The 19,544-nt window shown below is 38.9% G+C and carries 18 protein-coding genes; 6 read left to right on the top strand and 12 right to left on the bottom strand.

Going from position 1 to position 19,544, the window contains the following annotated elements; all coding sequences use genetic code 11:
• Window positions 1–10 precede the first annotated feature (10 nt).
• The 3 genes from BMX11_RS12910 to BMX11_RS12900 all read left to right on the top strand — a co-directional run bounded on the left by BMX11_RS12910 (window position 11) and on the right by BMX11_RS12900 (window position 3,591).
• Entirely contained in the window at window positions 11–982 is a 972-nt protein-coding gene (locus BMX11_RS12910) for a polyprenyl synthetase family protein (protein WP_090884917.1), read from the top strand.
• Window positions 982–2,034: a TerC/Alx family metal homeostasis membrane protein gene (locus tag BMX11_RS12905; protein ID WP_090884914.1), complete on the top strand. Its 1,053-nt coding sequence runs from the start codon at window positions 982–984 to the stop codon at window positions 2,032–2,034. The genes BMX11_RS12910 and BMX11_RS12905 overlap by 1 nt, the downstream gene beginning before the upstream one ends.
• Window positions 2,035–2,145: 111 nt before the next feature.
• Window positions 2,146–3,591 (top strand): M20/M25/M40 family metallo-hydrolase, encoded by a 1,446-nt coding sequence (locus tag BMX11_RS12900; protein ID WP_090884912.1) that lies wholly within the window; start codon window positions 2,146–2,148, stop codon window positions 3,589–3,591.
• 4 nt (window positions 3,592–3,595) lie between these two features.
• Here the strand turns inward: BMX11_RS12900 and BMX11_RS12895 are convergent, their stop codons facing one another.
• Entirely contained in the window at window positions 3,596–4,024 is a 429-nt protein-coding gene (locus BMX11_RS12895; RefSeq protein ID WP_090884910.1) for a CBS domain-containing protein, read from the bottom strand.
• Window positions 4,025–4,959: 935 nt separating this feature from the next.
• Between BMX11_RS12895 and dnaK the strand changes: the two genes are divergently transcribed.
• Window positions 4,960–6,855 carry a molecular chaperone DnaK gene (dnaK, locus tag BMX11_RS12890; RefSeq protein WP_090884907.1) on the top strand — a complete coding sequence of 632 codons (1,896 nt, stop codon included), beginning with the start codon at window positions 4,960–4,962 and terminating at the stop codon, window positions 6,853–6,855.
• Between the two features lie 348 nt (window positions 6,856–7,203).
• On the opposite strand, the gene BMX11_RS12885 is transcribed toward dnaK, so the two are convergent.
• The 7 genes from BMX11_RS12885 to BMX11_RS12855 all read right to left on the bottom strand — a co-directional run bounded on the left by BMX11_RS12885 (window position 7,204) and on the right by BMX11_RS12855 (window position 14,550).
• Window positions 7,204–7,557 (bottom strand): hypothetical protein, encoded by a 354-nt coding sequence (locus BMX11_RS12885; RefSeq protein ID WP_090884905.1) that lies wholly within the window; start codon window positions 7,555–7,557, stop codon window positions 7,204–7,206.
• Entirely contained in the window at window positions 7,548–8,447 is a 900-nt protein-coding gene (locus tag BMX11_RS12880) for a nucleotidyltransferase family protein (protein ID WP_090884903.1), read from the bottom strand. Before BMX11_RS12880 ends, BMX11_RS12885 begins: the two co-directional genes overlap by 10 nt.
• A gap of 128 nt (window positions 8,448–8,575) precedes the next feature.
• A complete protein-coding gene (locus tag BMX11_RS12875) occupies window positions 8,576–10,150 on the bottom strand; it encodes a helicase HerA-like domain-containing protein (protein WP_090884901.1) in 1,575 nt (524 codons plus the stop codon).
• A gap of 122 nt (window positions 10,151–10,272) precedes the next feature.
• On the bottom strand, window positions 10,273–10,569 hold the full coding sequence (locus BMX11_RS12870; protein ID WP_175474555.1) for a chaperone modulator CbpM: 297 nt from the start codon (window positions 10,567–10,569) through the stop codon (window positions 10,273–10,275).
• A 4-nt stretch (window positions 10,570–10,573) separates the two neighbouring features.
• Window positions 10,574–11,470, bottom strand: coding sequence for a DnaJ C-terminal domain-containing protein (locus BMX11_RS12865; RefSeq protein WP_090884897.1), 897 nt, complete (start codon window positions 11,468–11,470; stop codon window positions 10,574–10,576).
• A 150-nt stretch (window positions 11,471–11,620) separates the two neighbouring features.
• Window positions 11,621–14,038 carry an alpha/beta hydrolase family protein gene (locus BMX11_RS12860; RefSeq protein WP_090884895.1) on the bottom strand — a complete coding sequence of 806 codons (2,418 nt, stop codon included), beginning with the start codon at window positions 14,036–14,038 and terminating at the stop codon, window positions 11,621–11,623.
• A gap of 98 nt (window positions 14,039–14,136) precedes the next feature.
• Entirely contained in the window at window positions 14,137–14,550 is a 414-nt protein-coding gene (locus BMX11_RS12855; RefSeq protein WP_090884893.1) for a DUF1801 domain-containing protein, read from the bottom strand.
• Window positions 14,551–14,819: 269 nt separating this feature from the next.
• On the opposite strand from BMX11_RS12855, the gene BMX11_RS12850 reads away from it, so the two are divergent.
• Entirely contained in the window at window positions 14,820–15,242 is a 423-nt protein-coding gene (locus BMX11_RS12850; RefSeq protein ID WP_090884892.1) for an HTH domain-containing protein, read from the top strand.
• Window positions 15,243–15,799: 557 nt separating this feature from the next.
• Window positions 15,800–16,111, top strand: coding sequence for a nucleotidyltransferase family protein (locus BMX11_RS12845; protein WP_090884889.1), 312 nt, complete (start codon window positions 15,800–15,802; stop codon window positions 16,109–16,111).
• Between the two features lie 222 nt (window positions 16,112–16,333).
• On the opposite strand, the gene BMX11_RS12840 is transcribed toward BMX11_RS12845, so the two are convergent.
• The 4 genes from BMX11_RS12840 to BMX11_RS12825 all read right to left on the bottom strand — a co-directional run bounded on the left by BMX11_RS12840 (window position 16,334) and on the right by BMX11_RS12825 (window position 19,410).
• The gene (locus BMX11_RS12840; RefSeq protein ID WP_090884887.1) at window positions 16,334–16,594 is read right to left on the bottom strand and encodes a hypothetical protein; all 261 of its coding nucleotides are present in this window, start codon (window positions 16,592–16,594) and stop codon (window positions 16,334–16,336) included.
• A gap of 8 nt (window positions 16,595–16,602) precedes the next feature.
• Window positions 16,603–17,718, bottom strand: coding sequence for a M42 family metallopeptidase (locus BMX11_RS12835; RefSeq protein WP_090884885.1), 1,116 nt, complete (start codon window positions 17,716–17,718; stop codon window positions 16,603–16,605).
• A 98-nt stretch (window positions 17,719–17,816) separates the two neighbouring features.
• Window positions 17,817–18,245 (bottom strand): GNAT family N-acetyltransferase, encoded by a 429-nt coding sequence (locus tag BMX11_RS12830; protein WP_090884883.1) that lies wholly within the window; start codon window positions 18,243–18,245, stop codon window positions 17,817–17,819.
• A gap of 1 nt (window position 18,246) precedes the next feature.
• A complete protein-coding gene (locus tag BMX11_RS12825; protein ID WP_245738662.1) occupies window positions 18,247–19,410 on the bottom strand; it encodes an MFS transporter in 1,164 nt (387 codons plus the stop codon).
• Between the last annotated feature and the right edge of the window lie 134 nt (window positions 19,411–19,544).

Raw genomic sequence — 19,544 nt, 5'->3', positions numbered from 1 at the left:
TTTCGACTTAATGCCGGGAATCGAACAGATAAAAAGACCTATTGCTGCTGATATTAAAGCGTTTGAAAAAACCTTTAAAGACTCTATGCACAGCGACGCCCCGTTGCTGGATAGGATTACCCACTATATTGTAAAGCAAAAAGGGAAGCAAATGCGTCCGATGTTTGTGTTTTTTGCTGCTAAGTTGTGCGGTGGAATTACAGAATCAACGCATCGTGGTGCTGCATTGGTAGAGCTTTTGCATACCGCAACCTTGGTACATGATGATGTGGTGGATAATGCCTATGAGCGAAGAGGTTTTTTCTCTATTAATGCTTTGTGGAAGAATAAAATAGCTGTTTTGGTGGGCGATTACCTTTTGGCGAAGGGTTTGTTGCTTTCAGTAAACAATAATGAACATCGCTTGTTACAAATTGTATCGGAGGCAGTCAAACAGATGAGTGAGGGCGAGCTTTTGCAGGTGGAAAAGGTGAGGCGAATGGATATTTCTGAAGAATTGTATTATGATGTGATTCGTCAGAAAACGGCATCATTAATTGCTTCTTGTTGTGCTGCGGGAGCGGCATCATCGGGAGCTGACGATGCCACAATTGAGAAAATGCGCTTGTTTGGCGAAAAGGTTGGAATTGCCTTTCAGATTAAAGATGATACCTTTGATTTTGGAACAGATGATGTTGGTAAGCCATTAGGGATTGATATTAAAGAGAAGAAAGTAACTTTACCTTTAATTTATGCCCTTAACAATGCCGATAAGCCGGAGCGTAAGCGAATTATTAATTTAGTGAAGAATCATCAGGATGATCCGGTGAAAATTCAACAGATTATTGATTTTGTGAACGAAAAGAAAGGCGTGCACTATGCTAATCAAAAAATGCTGGCCTACCAACGGGAAGCCTTTGAAATTCTCCATCAATTTGAGCCTGGTGAAGCCAGAACGGGATTGGAGGAGCTTGTTTTATATACCACTGAACGAAAAAAATAATGAGTAACGAACTACTTTTCAGCATCGGCTTCCTTTTGTTTATTGTACTTATTTTAGCCTTAGATTTAGGGCTTTTTAGTAAGAAGGAACATGTAGTGAGTTTAAAGCAAGCAGGCGTGATGAGCTTAATCATGGTGGGGCTAGCACTTGGTTTCTATTTCATTTTACTCACTGAAGGTCAGCAGCTGCATGGAATCAAAGATTTTGCCCATTTAAAGGAAATTGTAGTCAGGCATCAGCATCATATCAAGCTCATTCCAGATGATTTTGAGCAGAGTTTGGCTGTTTATAAACAGAATTTAGGATTAGAGTTTTTAACCGGCTATGTGATAGAGTACGCTCTTTCTGTTGATAATATATTCGTTATTGTATTGATATTTTCTGCTTTTGCAGTGGAGGAAAAATATTACCACAGGGTTTTATTCTGGGGGATTTTAGGAGCAATCATTATGCGTTTCATCTTCATTTTCGTAGGTGCAGCGTTAATTACTAAGTTTGCCTGGATTCTTTACCTTTTTGGTGCATTCCTGGTTTTTACCGGGTTAAAAATGTTTTTCAGTAAAGAGGGCGATGATAAGATTGATCCCGAGAACCATCCGGTAGTGAAGTGGGCTTCGAAGATTTTTGCTATTCACCCTAAATACGAAGGCAGAAACTTCTTTGTGAAAATTAACCATAAAAGAATGGTTACACCGCTTTTCCTGGTATTGCTGATTGTAGAATTTACCGATCTACTTTTTGCGGTAGATTCTATTCCTGCGATTTTTGCAGTAACTAAAGATCCTTATATCGTATTTTTCTCTAATATTTTTGCCATCATGGGTTTACGTTCTATGTTCTTCCTTTTGGTGAATATTATTCATAAATTCCATTACCTGAAAACTGGTCTGGCCTTCTTGCTTACCTTTATTGGCATCAAAATGCTGGGGCATTCTTATTTGGAGAAATGGGGCTTCACCACCGAGCATTCGCTTATTATTATTTTAAGTATTCTGGTGATTAGTGTGGTCGCTTCTTTGGTATTTCCTAAAAAGAAAAGCCATTCACATTAAATTTATTAGAGTTTAAGCGCGCTTTCCACATGTTTGCTGATAACGCAAAATATACGTTACAGCGGGCTTCCTTTCCTTATTATTTGTAATTTCAGCGGATAAATTATTCCTATGAAGTACTTCTTTTCCGCTGCGCTGGTTTTTTCGGCGCTGTTTGGCAATGCACAAGATCAATTTTCTACTGTTTTTAAACAAATTAATGCAGATGTTCAGCAAAACTCCAGCGCTTACCAGAATTTAAAGTACGAAACCGAAACCATTGGTCATCGATTAACGGGTTCTGCAAATGGGGCAAAAGCAGAGCAGTATGCTTTTAATTTGTTAAGGTCTTACGGTTGTGAAGTGAAATTTCAACCTTTTGAAGTAGAAAGCTGGAGCAGAAAAAGCATCAGCGTGGAAGTTGGCAAGGATAAGAACAGCCTGGTTAAAGTGAAGGCGGTAACGCTGGCACATTCTCCGGTTAGTGCGAATGTTACTGGAGATATTGTAGATGTCGGGAATGGATTAGAAGCTGATTATGAAGCCAAACCTGGTCAGTTTAAAGGTAAGATTGCCCTGATTTATTTAGGTGTTTTGCGAGGATCTGCCGAAGGAACAAAGTCTTTGCACCGCTCTGAAAAAACGGCTATAGCTACTAAATATGGTGCCAAAGGCGTGATCATTATCAATACGGTGAAAGGTGGTGTGTTGTTAACCGGAACGGCTTCTGTTACAGGGAAACTGATTCCGATACCTGCTGTTTGTATTGGTTTAGAAGACGGAATGGCCTTGAAGGAAAAATTAAAATCGGGTTCACAGACTGCGCATATTGCCATGACCAATTTTTCGGGAATGATAAAAGCCAGAAATGTAATCGCCACTTTCAAAGGTACAGCGCTTCCAAAGGAGAAGATAGTTGTGGGTGGACATTTAGATAGCTGGGATCTGGCTACGGGCGCAATAGATAACGGAATCGGTTCTTTTGCTATTATCGATATGGCGAGGACTTTTAAGAAACTTAACCTACAAACCAAGCGTACTATTGAGTTTGTGCTCTTTATGGGCGAAGAACAGGGTTTGTTAGGTTCTAAAGCCTATGTAGAACAAGCTAAGAAAGCTGGAACGCTGAAGGAAATAAAGTTTATGCTCAATTACGACATGACGAATGATCCTAAGGGTTTTTCTACTTCGAGAGCTGAAATGAAGGAGTTATTTGCGGCATGGGGAGCAGACATTGCCAAGATTGATACAGGCTTTAAAAATTTATTTAATGCTGGAGCGGGTTTACACAGCGATCACCAGCCCTTTATGTTAGAAGGAATCCCAACAGGTGGGGGATTTGGTGGTAAATTACCTAATAACGCTGGTCCGTTTTATCACTCAGATGGTGATTCGTTCCAGTTGGTTGATGAGCAGGAATTAAAAAACACAGTACGTTACAGTGCCATGCTTACTTACGCTTTGGCCAATACTCCAAAAATCCCTGTAGGCGTACAAGGGGAGGCAGAACTGAAAGCATTCTTAGAAGCTCAAAACTTAAAGGAGCCTTTAATGATTGCCGGAGAATGGAGGTGGTAGTTAATTATCCACTAATATAGCTTTCCAGTTGCGATATTGTTTGTTTCTGGTCTTCAATAATGTACTTTACCACATCGCCGATGGAAACCATTCCTTTAACTTCTTCATTGGCTACTACAGGTAAATGGCGGATGTGCCTCTCGGTCATTAGCTCCATGCAAAAGTCTATATTGTCGGTTGGGGAAATGGTTATGGGGTTTGCGGTCATCGCTTCTATGATGAGTGTATCTTTGGAGGCCTTGCCTTGTAAGATAATTTTGCGTGCATAATCCCGTTCGGTAAAGATACCCCGAAGTTGATCATTCTCCATCACCAATACTGCAGAGATATTTTTCTCAGTCATAACTTTAAGTGCATCTAATACGGAGATGTTTTCAGAAACCGAAATTATCCGATTCTGTTTAGTGTCTAGTAAATGTTTTACAATTTTCATAACAGTAAAATTAGGTTACTGAAATTTACTAAATAATTGTCTGTAAATCAAAGTTTTGTTTCGGGTTGTTCAGCATAGTGAACTTTTTTACCACAGCTGTGAAGCATTGTTCATTTGGTATTTAAAAATAAGTCCCGCGAATATCCTTTACTCGTTTGTCTTTGGTTGTTTTGTTGTACAAATCCCATCGCTTCTAAATTTAAACATTAAGGAATTAAGGAAAGTTAAGGATTTGTACGGTATTCTTTCTTTCTTTCTTTCTTTCTTTCTTGCTTGGGTTGCATCCAGACTTATGGCTATGGACTACAACTCAAGACTTGCTAATCCTGTCCGTCGATTTCCGCGGGAGTTCTACGGATTGTTTAATGGAGGAGAGTCTTTGACTCGGTTTAATTAATGTTGAGTTATGAAACTCAACGGTATGTTGTAATCCGTAGAGGCGCTGCGCTTAACTCTACGGACAGGGTAGGTGCATAAAACTCCAATCTAAAAAGTCCCTTCTCCAAACTAAATCCTCAGAACCCAGACTACCGACTCTAGACTCTAGACTGAGGACTAAACCTCCTCAATCCTGTCCGTCGAGTTCCGCAGGAGTTCTACGGATTGTTTAATGGAGGAGAGTCTTTGACTCGGTTTAAGTAATGTTGAGTTATGAAACTCAACGATATGCTTTAATCCGTAGAGGCGCGGCGCTTAACTCTACGGACAGGGCAGGGGTTGCATCCAGTACTCATAACTATGGACTACCGACTCAAGACTTGCCCTTTATCCAGCAAGACAAACTACCTTTTCTGTCATGCTGTCAGTATTAATTTACAGTTTTGTTTACATTTTTTCAGGGTTTGGAGAGATTTAACTGACAAAAACCAATTGGCACAAGCATTGTTTAATAGGAGTAGAATTAAAATTAAAAAAGAAAGAAAATACATAATACAATGGGAAAAATTATTGGAATAGACTTAGGAACAACAAACTCTTGCGTAGCAGTAATGGAGGGTAATGAGCCTGTAGTTATTGCGAACAGTGAGGGTAAACGTACTACACCGTCTATTGTTGCTTTTGCAGAAAACGGTGAGCGTAAGGTTGGCGAGCCTGCTAAACGTCAGGCTATAACTAACCCAACTAAAACGATATATTCAATTAAACGCTTTATGGGTAACAGTTATGACGAGAGTTCGAAAGAAGCTGGTCGTGTACCTTACAAAGTGGTTAAAGGCGATAACAACACTCCACGTGTCGAGATCGACGACAGAAAATACACTCCTCAGGAGATCTCTGCAATGATTCTGCAGAAAATGAAAAAAACTGCTGAAGATTTCTTAGGTCAGGAAGTTACAGAAGCAGTAATCACTGTACCTGCATATTTCAACGATGCACAACGTCAGGCTACAAAAGAGGCTGGTGAGATTGCTGGTTTAACAGTTAAACGTATCATTAACGAGCCTACTGCAGCTGCTTTAGCTTATGGTTTAGATAAAGCACACAAAGACATGAAAATTGTTGTGTTTGACTGTGGTGGTGGTACACATGACGTTTCTGTTTTAGAATTAGGTGATGGTGTTTTTGAAGTAAAATCTACTGATGGTGATACACACTTAGGTGGTGATGACTTTGACCACGTAATTATCGATTGGTTAAACGCTGAGTTTAAAGCTGAAAACAGCATGGACTTAAGCAAAGATCCAATGGCTTTACAACGTTTAAAAGAAGCTGCTGAGAAAGCTAAAATTGAGTTATCAAGCACAACTTCTACTGAAATTAACTTACCATATATTACTGCTGATGCTAGCGGCCCTAAACACTTGGTGCGTACATTAACACGTGCTAAATTTGAGCAATTAGCTGATAGCTTAATCAAGCGTACTATCGATCCTTGTAAATCTGCTTTGAAAAATGCTGGTTTAAGTACAGGTGATATCGATGAAATTATCTTAGTAGGTGGTTCAACCCGTATTCCTGCTATTCAGGATGCTGTTAAAGCTTTCTTCGGTAAAGAGCCAAGTAAAGGTGTTAACCCTGATGAGGTAGTTGCAATTGGTGCTGCAATTCAAGGTGGTGTGTTAACTGGTGATGTAAAAGATGTATTGTTATTAGACGTTACGCCTTTATCATTAGGTATCGAAACTATGGGTGGTGTAATGACTAAATTAATTGAGTCTAACACAACGATCCCAACTAAAAAATCTGAAACTTTCTCCACTGCAGCTGACAACCAGCCATCAGTAGAGATCCACATTTTACAAGGAGAGCGTCCAATGGCTGCTCAGAACCGTACAATTGGTCGTTTCATTTTAGATGGTATTCCACCAGCACCTCGTGGAGTTCCTCAGGTGGAGGTTGCTTTTGATATCGATGCAAATGGTATCTTACACGTAAGTGCGAAAGATAAAGCTACAGGTAAAGAGCAAAAAATCCGTATCGAGGCTTCTTCAGGTTTAACTGATGCTGAGATTAAGAAAATGAAAGAAGAAGCAGAAGCTAATGCAGCAGATGATGCTAAAGCAAAAGAAGAAGCTGATAAAATCAACGGTGCTGATGCTTTAATTTTCTCTACAGAGAAACAACTAAAAGAGTTTGGTGATAAATTATCTGCTGATAAAAAAGCGCCAATCGAAGCTGGTTTAGAGAAATTAAAAGCAGCTCACTTATCTCGTAACTTTGCAGATATCGATGCTGCTCAAGAAGAGTTACAAAACGCCTGGAATGCAGCTTCTGAAGAGATGTACAAAGGTGGTGAGCAACCTCAAGGTGGCGCTGAACAACCACAAGCTGAAGCACAACCTCAAGGTGGTGACAATGTAACTGACGTTGACTTCGAAGAAGTAAAATAAGTTTAAAGCAAAAGACGAAAGTCTTGAATATAAGAGAAGCGTTTCTGATTCATTTCAGGAACGCTTTTTTTATTCCCGCTGATTTAAGGAGATTGCCGCGGATTTTTCTTTACGTTGATTGGTGTAATCTGGAGGTTCATACTGTAAGTCAGGATGTGACGGTAGTCAATTACTTTTTTAGGCTCTTTATCTGCCTGGACTTTTACTCTACGTTCAGCATTTTTTTGTGTCAGTATAAATTGATGATACCTTAAGTTAAAGTCGTGAAAACATGGGGTTGTAGTGTGCTGTTGATCAGTTTTAAAGCCATTTGGCATGCTACTGAGCTTACGGATCTGTTTGGACGCTTCATAAGCTTGTTTTTCTAGACACCATATTGGCAACAAAAGGCAGCATTCGCCAATATTCACCATCAATGTGCATCAATTCTTCAGCCGCAATGGGTTTTACAGGTTTGAGGAAAAGATATTCAGGATGTTTTAAGATAAGGTAATCTGAAATGAGCCTCAGATTATCAGCGATGAGCTGTGGAGACTGAAATACTCCCGAATTGATATTCTGAAGAATATATCGTTTGTTTTCAGGAATAGAAAAGATCAGATAGGTTCGATTTATTAATCCCGAACCTACCTGACTAATTTTTAAATGCTCCTTTTTTAGGTTATAAGCTTTTAAGATATTTTCATCTAAGCTTAGTTCCACAAGTTTTCAGGGTATGCACCGCTTTTAATCAGCTGATCAATACTATCCTGAACAAAAGGTTTATCTTCTTTATAAGTTACGCCAAACCACTTATTAGCCGTTGGAACAACTTTGAAGGATGCTTGTCCGCTTTTAACCAACTTTTCTCCAATCAGTGGGATAAAGAATTCAGCTTTAGGTTTATCTTTGTTTTCTTCAGCAAATTTTACGAAAAGTTCTTCTGTAATGGGGAAAACTGCAGGAGTAAAACCCCAGAAATTCATAGAAACAGGAGTTTCATAATCTAATGGGAATTCCTCACCATCTTCTTCGTAGAAAATGGCACCATCTTTTGGATAAACTTTCGTGCGTTCTACAATTTCTGTTAGGTTACCTGAAGCATCTACCTGACAAACGCCTCTCGAAACGGCTCCAAACTCAGAAAGTGTTTTTCCGATCTGGTACCCGATAATAGAATAGTTGCTATCGGTTACCTCTGTAGTTAAGAAATCAACCATTTTCTTGAAAGCATCAAAACCATAGTAATCATCTGCATTAATAACGCAGAATGGCTCTTTAATGGCATTTCTACCAGAAAGAATAGCATGGGCAGTGCCCCAGGGTTTTTCTCTGTAGATTTCTTCTTCAATGCCGAACTGTTTTAAATCAAAGTTTTGAAAAACATAATCAGTTTCGATTTTACCTTTTAATTTAGGTTCGAAAATGGCTTTGAAATTGTCTACAAACTCTTCTTTAATGATAAAAACAACTTTACCAAAGCCAGCGTTGATGGCATCATAAATTGAATAATCGATAATGGTTTCGCCATTAGGGCCAAAACCATCAATTTGTTTCATACTTCCGTAGCGGCTCGCCATTCCAGCGGCCAATATTAATAGGGTTGGTTTCATTAATTATTATTGATTTTATAGTACTTGCAATGCGCTAACCTTAATTTGTTAGGAGAACGTTGAGCTAAAGCGAAGTACATGATGCGAAAATAGTAATTGAGTTGTTATAATTGATATTATTGTTAAACTTAAAATCCAAATAGTCCACCGCCACTTTTAGATCGGGTTTTCTTTCCAGTGAGCATTCCGAATATTCCCCTCACAATTTCTTTGCCTATTTGTCTGGTAATGGTTGCACCCATCACTTGCTCAACCAAGCTTTTTTCTCCTGGCTTAGGTTTGCTTTCGGCCTCTGCCTGTTTTTGTGCCTCAACCTCTTGCTTGGCTTGTTCAGCTGCCTGAGTTTGTTCATTTATTCTCTTGGTGAGGATGTCATAAGCACTCTCTGGATCTACAACATCTTTATATTTTGAAAATATCTGACTTCCATGTACCAATCCTTCAAAATCAGCAGCGGTTAAAGGTCCCATTACAGCTCGTGGCGGAGTAAGCATCGTTGCTGATACTTCCGTAGGAATACCTTTTTCGTTTAGTACCGTAACCAGTGCCTGTCCTGTACCTAAAGAAGTAAGGATTTGGTCTATCTGATAAAACTCAGATTTGGGGTAGGTATTTACCGTTTTTTTAAGTGCATCTACATCATTTGGGGTAAAAGCACGGAGCGCATGCTGAACGCGATTTCCGAGTTGGCCTAAAACACTTTCAGGAACATCTGTTGGCGCCTGTGTACAAAAGAAAACCCCAATCCCTTTAGAACGAATTAACCTGATAATGGTTTCGATTTGCTCTAAAAATGCTTTAGACGAATTCTTGAATAATAAATGGGCCTCATCAAAGAAGAAAATCAGCTTTGGTTTGTCCAAATCGCCAACTTCTGGCATGGTATTAAATAATTCAGCTAAAAGACTTAATAAAAAAGTAGAATAGAGAACGGGTTGATTTTGAACATCTGCGATATTCAATAAACTGATTACGCCTTTTCCATCCACACGCTCAAATAAATCATCAATATCGAATGATTTTTCACAGAACATGCCACCTAATCCCTGCTGTTCTATGGCCACTATTTTCCTCAATATCGTACCCGATGTTGCAGTTGAAATGCTGCCATAGCTACTTTTAATTTCAGCCGCACCAGCGCCCTCAGAAAGATAGGAAACTAGTTTTTTAAGGTCGTTGAGGTCAATGATAGGCATTTTGTTATCGTCGGCATATTTAAAAATTACTGCCATAACGCCAGCTTGCGTATCGTTTAGGTCTAATACCTTTGATAACAAGGTTGGTCCAAACTCTAAAACTGTTGCACGCATTTGTGCACCCAATTTCCCTGATAATGAATAAATTTCTAAGGGGAAACCAGATGGAGAGAAAGGTTTATTAAGTTGTTTAGATCTTTCCTCGATTTTAGGATTAATGGCTCCTGGCTGATTTAAACCAGATAAATCACCTTTAACATCAAGCATGAAAACCGGAACACCGGCATCTGATAATTGCTCTGCCAACAGTTGTAAAGTACGGGTTTTACCGGTACCTGTAGCTCCGGCAATTAAGCCGTGCCTGTTCATCATTTTTAAAGATAAGTTAACCTCTGCCTCACTATAAACCTGTCCGTCTAAAATTCCGGCACCTAAGTATATAAAAGAACCTGTTGGGGTGTAGGATGATTTTATTTTTTCGATAAATTTAGCAGACGTATTGCTCATAGATTGAATATTTTAGTGCACAATTTAAGAAACTAATCTTAAAAGTAAAGTCTTTTTGTGTTAAGGCTCAGAAATGTAAACAACAGACAGGTAATTCTGTAAAGTGTGAATACATGGTGCCACTAATTGATTTTTTTATAATAGATTAATTCATTTTTGAGTGTCAACAGCTCATTTTGCATCTTTTCAATTTGTGTCAAAAGGATTGAGATGGCGTGCAAGCCCTCTAAATTGATCTCTAAATCCTGCGCTAAACGCAGATAACGCTCTAATTTGTTTAATTCATCCAGGTCTATATAAGTGGATCTCTTAACCGTTTGGGTATGGATTAATCCTATTTCTTCCAGCGATTGTATAAATTGGATTTCTACCTTATGGTGTAAGCAGACCTCGTTAACTGAAATTAATTTTGTTTCCATCTCATTATAGTTTAGAAAGTTTTTCAAACAGGTCTTTTTGCGCTGCATTAAGATTGGTTGGTAACTTCACCTGCCATTTAACATATAAATCGCCAAAATGATTTTCTTTTTTATAAACAGGGAAGCCTTTGCCTTTTAAACGAAGGGTGGTGTCGGGCTGGGTTTCTGCCGGAATCTTGAGTTTAACTTTTCCGTTAAGCGTTTCTACAATTTTCTCTCCGCCTAAAATAGCTGTGTATAAATCTATCTCTTCCTGCAGGTAAATGTCATTGCCCTTGCGTTTAAATTTGGCATCTTCAGCAATGTCGAAAGTAATGTATAGATCTCCGGGAGGACCATTGTTTACGCCTGGGGCCCCGAAGCCCGAAAGCTTAATTTTTTGTCCGTTTTCTACACCTGCCGGGATGGTTATCCGTACTTGTTTACCATTAACGGTTAAGGTTTGCTTGTGGGTAGTGTAGGCATCAATAAGCTGGAGCGCTAAATTGGCGTTGTAATCTTGTCCTTTAAATGGAGAGCGACCACTACTTCTGCTGCCAGCCCCACCAAACATAGAAGAGAAGAAATCTGAAAAATCGCCACCATCAAAGCCTCCACCGTAACTGGAGTATCCGCCATTACTATTTTGCGATTGATATCGACGCTGTTGTTCTTGCTGTGCATCTAATTGATCTGCGTGCTGCCAGTCCTTGCCATACTTATCATACTTCTTTCTTTTTTCCGGATCGCTTAGAACCTCATTGGCCTCATTAATCTGCTGAAACTTTTTATTGGCCTCTGCATTGTTGGGGTTCAGGTCGGGATGGTGTTTTCTGGCGAGTTTTCGATAGGCTTTTTTTATATCCTCGGTGCTTGCATCTTTCTTCAGTTCGAGAATTTTATAGTAGTCTATGTAGTCCATAATTGCTTAACAAATAATTACTGCGAATGTTCATATTCTGCATGCTAAAATTAAGCTTTATGGTAGAAGGTTTCAAGCGGTTTAATAAATTGCTTTTAAACCAAAAATGCTTCCATTTGGAAGCATTTTTTTATTTAGACAGTAGAGAGATTACTTTTTATTTTTAACATATTTTTCCAGCCATTGGTCTTCTTCCCATAAGGTGTGAAGAATATTTTCTTTTCCACGATAACCATGAGCTTCATAAGGTAAAAAGACAAAACGGGTGGTTCCGCCAGCTCCTTTAATCGCATTGAATAAACGTTCACTGTTGATAGGGAATGTACCCGGGTTATCATCAGAATCGCCATGGATCAGCAAGATAGGTGTTTTTATTTTATCGGCATAGCTGAATGGACTCATCTCATAATACAGCTGTGGCACTTGCCAGTAGGTACGCTCTTCATTTTGGAACCCAAAAGGTGTTAATGTTCGGTTATAGGCTCCACTTCGGGCAATTCCAGCAGCAAAAAGATCTGTATGTGCCAATAGGTTGGCTGTCATAAAGGCACCATAGCTATGTCCGCCAACGGCCATACGCTTTTTGTCTCCTACACCCAGATCGGCTAATTTATTAATTGCAGCCTCTGCATTGAGCTTTAACTGCTCTACGAAAGTGTCATTAGGTTTTTTTCCATCTTTGGCTACAATCGGCATCTCAGCGTTATCTAATATGGCATAGCCTCTGGTTACCCAATAAATAGGCGAACCCCAGCTAATGGCGGTAAATTTATCTTTAGAACCACGAATTTGTGCCGCATCTGCCGCAGAGTTAAACTCTCTTGGATACGCCCAGATGAGTGTAGGTAGTGGCCCATCCTTTTCTTTGTTATAACCTTTTGGAAGGTACAAATCGCCGGTTAAGTCTACACCATCAGCTCTTTTGTAAGAAATTTTTTCTTTAGTTATTCCATCTAATGAAGGGTAAGGATTGCTAAAGTTGGTAACGGGGCGATCTGCTACCCTCAAAATCAGGTTTTTAATATAATAATTGGGAACTAATTTCTGACTCTCTTTTCGGGTGAGTAAGATCAGTTTATCTGCATCTATCACATCGCTAACAAATTCGTATGTTCCTTCCGCACTTCTCCAGATAATCTCATTCTTTTTAGAGGCTAAATCAAACTTAGCGAGGAATGGTAAATCGCCTTTTTCTGATGACCCAACAGGATTATTCATCAAAATTTTGGTTCCGTTATCCACTAAATGAACAACCTGGCGACCAAACTTATTTTTGGTGGTTACCGGGGTTCCGGGATTACCATAGGCATCAGTTTGGTTTCTGGTGTAGAGTTCTTCAATATTTCCAGTTGTTGGATTGTAGATGCTAACTTTATTGGTTTGTTTACTTCTTAAGCCTTCCATTACCAGCGCAAGGGTAGCATTACCCCATTGTACGCCACGGTAGCGCGTTTGAGTTTTAAACAATTCTTTTTCAGATCCGGTAAAGGGGGCACTTAAAGCATAAACAGCATCATGGAAAGGAACATTTTTCTTAATCAATCCGCTATCTAAAGGTTTGGCCCAAATTACAGTGGCAGCCTCGTCATCACGCCAATCGAAACCTCTGGCAATATTTTGTGTGTTATCATAACCAGATGGGGTTCCCTCTGCCGATGGGAGCTCGGCAATTACCTTAACGGTTTTGCCTGTCAAATCTGTAATTGAAACTGTTGAAGGGAAGCCTCCTGCAGAAACCAAATAAGAGAATGGCTTGCGTATGGTTTCTATCATCATGTAATTCTTATCCGGAGAAAGATTCACGTTCGCATAAATAGCGGGTTTCCCTATTGGCGTTTCAACGCCGTTGGTGTTCTTTACTAATTGAGAAGTGCCGAAAAATTCAAAAAGCTGTTCGTCAAAAGGAGATTTAATCAAATCCTGATAGGTTGCGCTGGGAGCGGCCTTACCTAAATTCTGCTGAATGGTAGGTCCCTTAGGCATCAACGGTTTGGTTGGGGCGGCGCTTGCTGGTTTCGTAGCGGTACGATAAATGATGGTGTTATCATTTAACCAGGTAATGCCACTACCCAATACTACATTTAAATATGCCTTATTAATTTTGGTCGCTTTTTTAGTCGCAATATCGATCACGTATAAATCAACTCCTTTTTGGGTGGTGTTGGTAAAAGCTATTTTATTCTCTGCAGGATTCCATAACATATTGCCTGCATATAAAGGAGCAGGTAAACCCGTAACCGGGAAGGTTTGGTCACTTTTGATATTCTTTAAGCTGAAGTTATTGATGAAATTCTGTCTGCTTGGAGAATAATTATTAGGATTTAACCTCAAGCCAGCGATTCTGTATTCGGGCATGGCCAATTCTTCTACTGAAGGGTAGGAGTTACGCTCGCTGAATAAGATCCACTCTGCTTTGCCATTTATACTCACGCCTGGTGTTGGTTTTGCGAGTAGGAGGTCGGCAATTTCTTTTGGTGGAGTTTGATAGCTGATGGCATCCTGGGCTTTTGCATGTAAGGCCATGAAGGATCCTGCTATTAAAAAATAGAGATGTAGTCTTTTTATCATTTTAAGTTAGTTTATAGCTCGCCTGATGGGGGATTATTCAAATATTGGAAAAAATAGGCAGTTCCCAATTTTCGTAACTGCTAATTTACCTGACGGTATTAACAAGATTTACTTTCTTCAGCAATAGAATTAGCAATCATTTTTCTGAGAATGTCGGTATTAATGTCTGAAATTTTTTTGATGTAGATGCAGCTTTTTGCTTTGGTATGTTTGCCTAACTGTGATAAAAGGAATTCCTTGTCTTTGAATTCTGTGCTCAGATAAAGACTAATGGCTTGTTTTCTTGGAGAGAAAGCAACTATAGGTGCATCTCCCTCTCTTCCGCTGTCGTATTTGTAATGATAGGTTCCGAAACCAACAATGGCAGGTCCCCACATTTTGGCCCTAAACCCTGTAACCTCCTCAAAAAGATTTAAAAGCTGAAGGCTGTCGTTTTTTTTGATTTCATCACCAAGGGTATTCAAAAAATCTGTAGCGCTATTTTCTGTCTCTACGGTTTTATTCTGTGCCATTTCTACCAATTTAGTTAGTTTAAAGATACAAAATTTGCAAATTAGTAGATCAGGTCATGGATAAAGTGTTAGTTTTAAGCAGCACTGGCACAGGAATGATGTGGGGGAATACAGTCTGTTCACAGTTTTTTAGTCTAAATTTTTGACATATGTCAAAAAATGCGCATGTTTTATACAAAGTTATACTCTTTTACTTACATTCGTATTGTCAATCGTCCCTGATACAGATTTAATTATTTTTAGTCATCCCTTAAAAATAAATTAACTCTATGACACCACAAACACTAAAACAAGGAGAAATTCTCGAGCGGTTAGTACGCCGTGATCGGATGGGCATTAGCGAATTATCAAGAAAGCTGAATGTTAGCCGCAGAACCATTTACAATTGGTTTGGACAGGATCGTCTAAATCATGAAATCATCTGGCAGGTAGGAAACTTATTGGGCCAGGATTTATCGACTTCCTTTCCGGATGCATTTCCAAAACAAAACATGGAACAGGATGGTCAATCTGATGGAAAAATGGTAAGCGCTGATGGAAACTCAGTGTATTTCTGGATGAACAAGTACATTCACTTGCTAGAAAAATACAATGATTTGCTAAGTGCTGAGGAACAAAAATTATTGCTTGATCCAATTTCAAAAGATCTGCCGCTTAGGAATAAGAGAACAGACACTTTTTTGTATCAGTAATGGAATGTTTGCCTGATAAGCAACGCTTCAGTATCCCCTCTAAACAGTACTTTAAAAAAGTAACTAATTTTTAAACGTACGATCTGACTTGTGAAGTAGAACTTTGATCTTGATTAATGTGTCCCGTTAATAATTGAAAGAGTTTAAAGGTTCTGCTTCATTTTTTTTCTCCCCCAAAACAAAAATAGCCACCCCAGGAGCAGCTATTTAGTTAAAAGAATAATTCTTTTTATGGTGTGCCTGCCCTCCGCGGATATCCCGCTCACAGGACTTTTGTATCTCTTTTTGTTGATAACAATTTACGCATTAGTTGGTTTTGTTTTATCTAAAAATTTTACACATCCTGTGGATAATGTTAATATCTGAGAATTTTGCTCTATTTTTTTTCCGTACTCTTTGTTTTTCATTCAGATTGGGTTAATTGTAATTATTGGGGGAGCTGATTTCAATATCAAAACCTGAGGAACCGCGCGGACGTAAGATCATGGTCAAACGATGTTTTTTTACCATAATATATAATACTTGTTATATATGCTCTCATTGGGTATCTTTGTGATATGCGTGTTGCTGTTCAAAATAAACAGATATTAATTTCATTGCTTAAGGCTAATGGTCAGAAGTTGAGATCGTATGGGGTTTCAAGTCTCAGTGTTTTTGGCTCGTTTATTTCAGGTAAATACAATGCTGATAGTGATGTCGATCTTTTAGTAGATTTTGATCCGAAGCAAAAAAGTTATGATAATTTCATGGACTTATCTTTCTTTCTAGAAGATTTGCTTGGTAGAAAGGTGGAAGTGGTTACACCTCAATCATTAAGCAAATATATTGGGCCACATATCTTAAAAGAGGCTGAACATGTTGCCATCTAACATAATTTGTACTAGTATTCTCTACTAGTGATAAAAACTATTAATTTATCACTAGTAGAGATAAAAGGCTATGACTCATCACTACTAAGGATTTGCTCGCACTTTATCCTGATCAATGGAAATACCCACAACAGTAAAACCCTTTGCCTTGAATTTATCATACGCTTTCAATACATTAGGATTCTCCCATCTTGAAATAAACATTAGGGATCTTTATTTGAATTACGCTTTCAACTTTTCTCTTCGGTCGGTCAAATCCTTATAATAGAAATAAGCGCCGAAGCCCAGAATCAAAATAATGTTGCTGGGTTTTATACTGTGATCAAGCCAATATTCAAAAGGAGGTGCCTGTCCGTTGAAGCTTTGCTTTATAGAAGGCCAAGAGTTCAGGGTGATAATAATCACAATCATCATCAGTACCTTTAACAGCGTACTGATGATGATTTTACCATGAGGTATCTTGTCGTTATTTAAATCACTCATGGATTCAGTTATTTAAATTCTCTAAAATCCTGACCGTCTTTAATGTTTAATAAACTTTCGTAAATTAAGCTAATTACATTGTCTACATCTTCTTTATGCACCATTTCTACAGTTGTATGCATGTAGCGCAATGGTAAAGAAATCAGTGCTGAAGGTACGCCACCATTAGAATAAGCAAAGGCATCGGTATCTGTACCAGTTGATCTGGATGAAGCCTGACGTTGGAAAGGAATATTGTTTTTTTCGGCAGTTTTGATTAACAACTTATTGAGGTTTGTTTGTACAGCAGGTGCGTAAGAAACCACGGGGCCTTTACCAGCGAACAATTCACCTTGAATATTTTTGTTGATCATTGGCGTAGTTGTATCATGAGTTACATCGGTAATGATGGCAACATGAGGTTTAATGCGTTGAGCAATCATTTCTGCCCCTCTTAAACCAATTTCTTCCTGAACCGAATTAACAATATACAAGGCAAATGGAAGTTTTTTCTTATTTTCTTTCAATAAACGCGCTACTTCTGCAATCATAAAGCCACCAACGCGGTTATCTAAAGCACGGCCCACATAATAGCGATCGTTTAATACCATAAACTCGTCTTCGTAAGTAATTACACAGCCCACATGGATACCTAATTGTTCAACTTCCTCTTTAGAAGTACAGCCACAATCTAAAAAGATATTCTTTAACTCAGGCGTTTGTTCTTTTTCACCATGACGGGTATGGATAGCCGGCCATCCGAAAACTGCTTTTACCAAACCTTTTTCAGTGTGGATATTGACACGTTTTGAGGGAGCAATCTGATGATCAGAACCACCATTACGAATCACATAAATTAAACCATCAGCAGTAATATAATTTACATACCAGGAAATTTCATCGGCATGGGCTTCGATAACTACTTTGTATTCTGCCTTCGGATTGATAACACCTACCGCAGTACCATAATTATCGATAAAATGTTCGTCGATATATGGTTTTAAATAGTTAAGCCATAATTTTTGACCTTCCCACTCATAACCAGTAGGAGCAGGGTTGTTTATATATTCTTCTAAAAACTGGAGCGATTTTTTGGTTACTACCGCATGGTGTTTTCTCTTTTCGTCGTCTTTTTTCTTTGCCATATTTATCTAATTATTGAATGCGTGGATGATTGGATTATGAATATAATTACTTCAACCCGCTCAAATTTTATATTTTTTTACAAATCCTCCAGGTTATGTTACTGGAGTTCGTAATTTAAGATTAATTCCATAATTACAAAATCCTGCCCGTCTTTAGAAAAGGTAGAATTGGTTTCGTGGAAGCCAAATTTAAAATAAAATTCTTTAGCATTTACACGGGCGTTGCACCATAGTTTAGTTGCCCGTTGAATTTTACAGAAATCTAATATATAATCTATTAAGCGTGTGCCATAGCCAGATTTTTGTGCGTTGGGCAGTACGGCAAGTTTTCTAAATTGATAAACTGATCCTTCATGAAATAAAGATACAACACCTGTAAGCTTATGATCGGCATAGAGACCAAAATGGATACCCTCAAAATCGTCCTTCAGTTTAACAATATCGAAAGGCTGATCAGGGTACATGGTCTCGTGACGAATTCGCCAGGTAAGAGAAGGAAATATTTGTTCTATTTGTACCAGCGCCATGTTATTTAGTGTTAAATTTCTTTCCGTAAAACTGATAGATCATGATGTTTAACAGTACAATAGCAGTCATGCCATAGCAGAAAAGATTCCAGCCACCCTGACCCCATAGCCATAAGCCGAGCGCAGAACCACAACTGGCACCAATAAAACTAACCGACATAAAAATGGTATTTAGCCGGTTTCTGGCCTCGGGAATTAACGTATAAATTTTGGTTTGGTTGGTGACGTGGATGGCTTGCTGGGCAATATCAATTAAGATAATTCCGATTACAAATACCAATAGATTGGCACCGGTGAAGTAGAAGAGTGCAAGACTAACGATTTGCAGGATAAATCCAATCATCAGGTTTTTTCGTGGATTATTTCCATCACTCAGTTTGCCAACCAAAGGTGCGGCTAAAGCTCCGGCAGCTCCGGCAATGCCAAATAAACCGATTTGTAAAGTCTGGAAATTAAATGGTGGGTTGGCCAGAAAAAGCACCATGGTGGTCCAAAAGGCACTAATGATGGCGAAGGCAAAAAAATTAATGAGGGAGGCTTCTCTTAGTGCGGGTTGAGATTTAATATAGCCAAACATAGAACTCATTAATTGTTTGTAGGTTCCCTTGAAATTAGGGTAGCTTTGCGGGAAGCGTTTAGCCATAAGCAATAGGAGCAGCGCACAAATGGCTGCAGCGATATAGTACATTGCCCTCCAGCCCAACCAAAATCCAATACTTCCACTTACTGCACGCGAAGCGAGAATTCCAACCAATAAGCCGCTCATAATCATGCCAATATTGGCTCCACGATTCTCATCGGTACTTAAATTAGCCGCCAGGGGTAAAATGAGTTGCGGTACAATGGAGCATGCGCCGATTAGTATGGAGGCAAATTCCAATAAAAAAAAGGTTTTGGAAACAGCGGCAACTAGTAGTGCTGCAATAGCCAGGGTAGTAATAACCAGGATCTGCTTTTTACGTTCAAACATATCGCCCAACGGCACAAGCAGAAATAAGCCAAGGGCATAACCAATCTGGGTTAAATATGTGATTTTGCCTGCATTGGTTTCGCTTAACTTAAAGTCTTCTGCAATGAGGATAACTAAGGGTTGGCAATAATATATGTTCGCTACAATCAGGCCTGTGCAGAAGGCCATGATGAGGATGTCTATTCTTTTTAACATAGCTCGGTATTAATGTAAAATGTTTTGATGGAAAAGGGCTAATAAAGCCGGAATATCCATTCTTTTTATGTAAGCTGTTTACATAGAAAATGGACGATGGTCGGGATCCTTCGTTTTGCCCTCTTCCATTCAAC

The organism is Pedobacter rhizosphaerae, assembly GCF_900111155.1.
GTDB lineage: Bacteria > Bacteroidota > Bacteroidia > Sphingobacteriales > Sphingobacteriaceae > Pedobacter > Pedobacter rhizosphaerae.
Note: the sequence above shows the minus strand (reverse complement) of the source record. Positions and strands in the feature narration are given on the sequence as shown.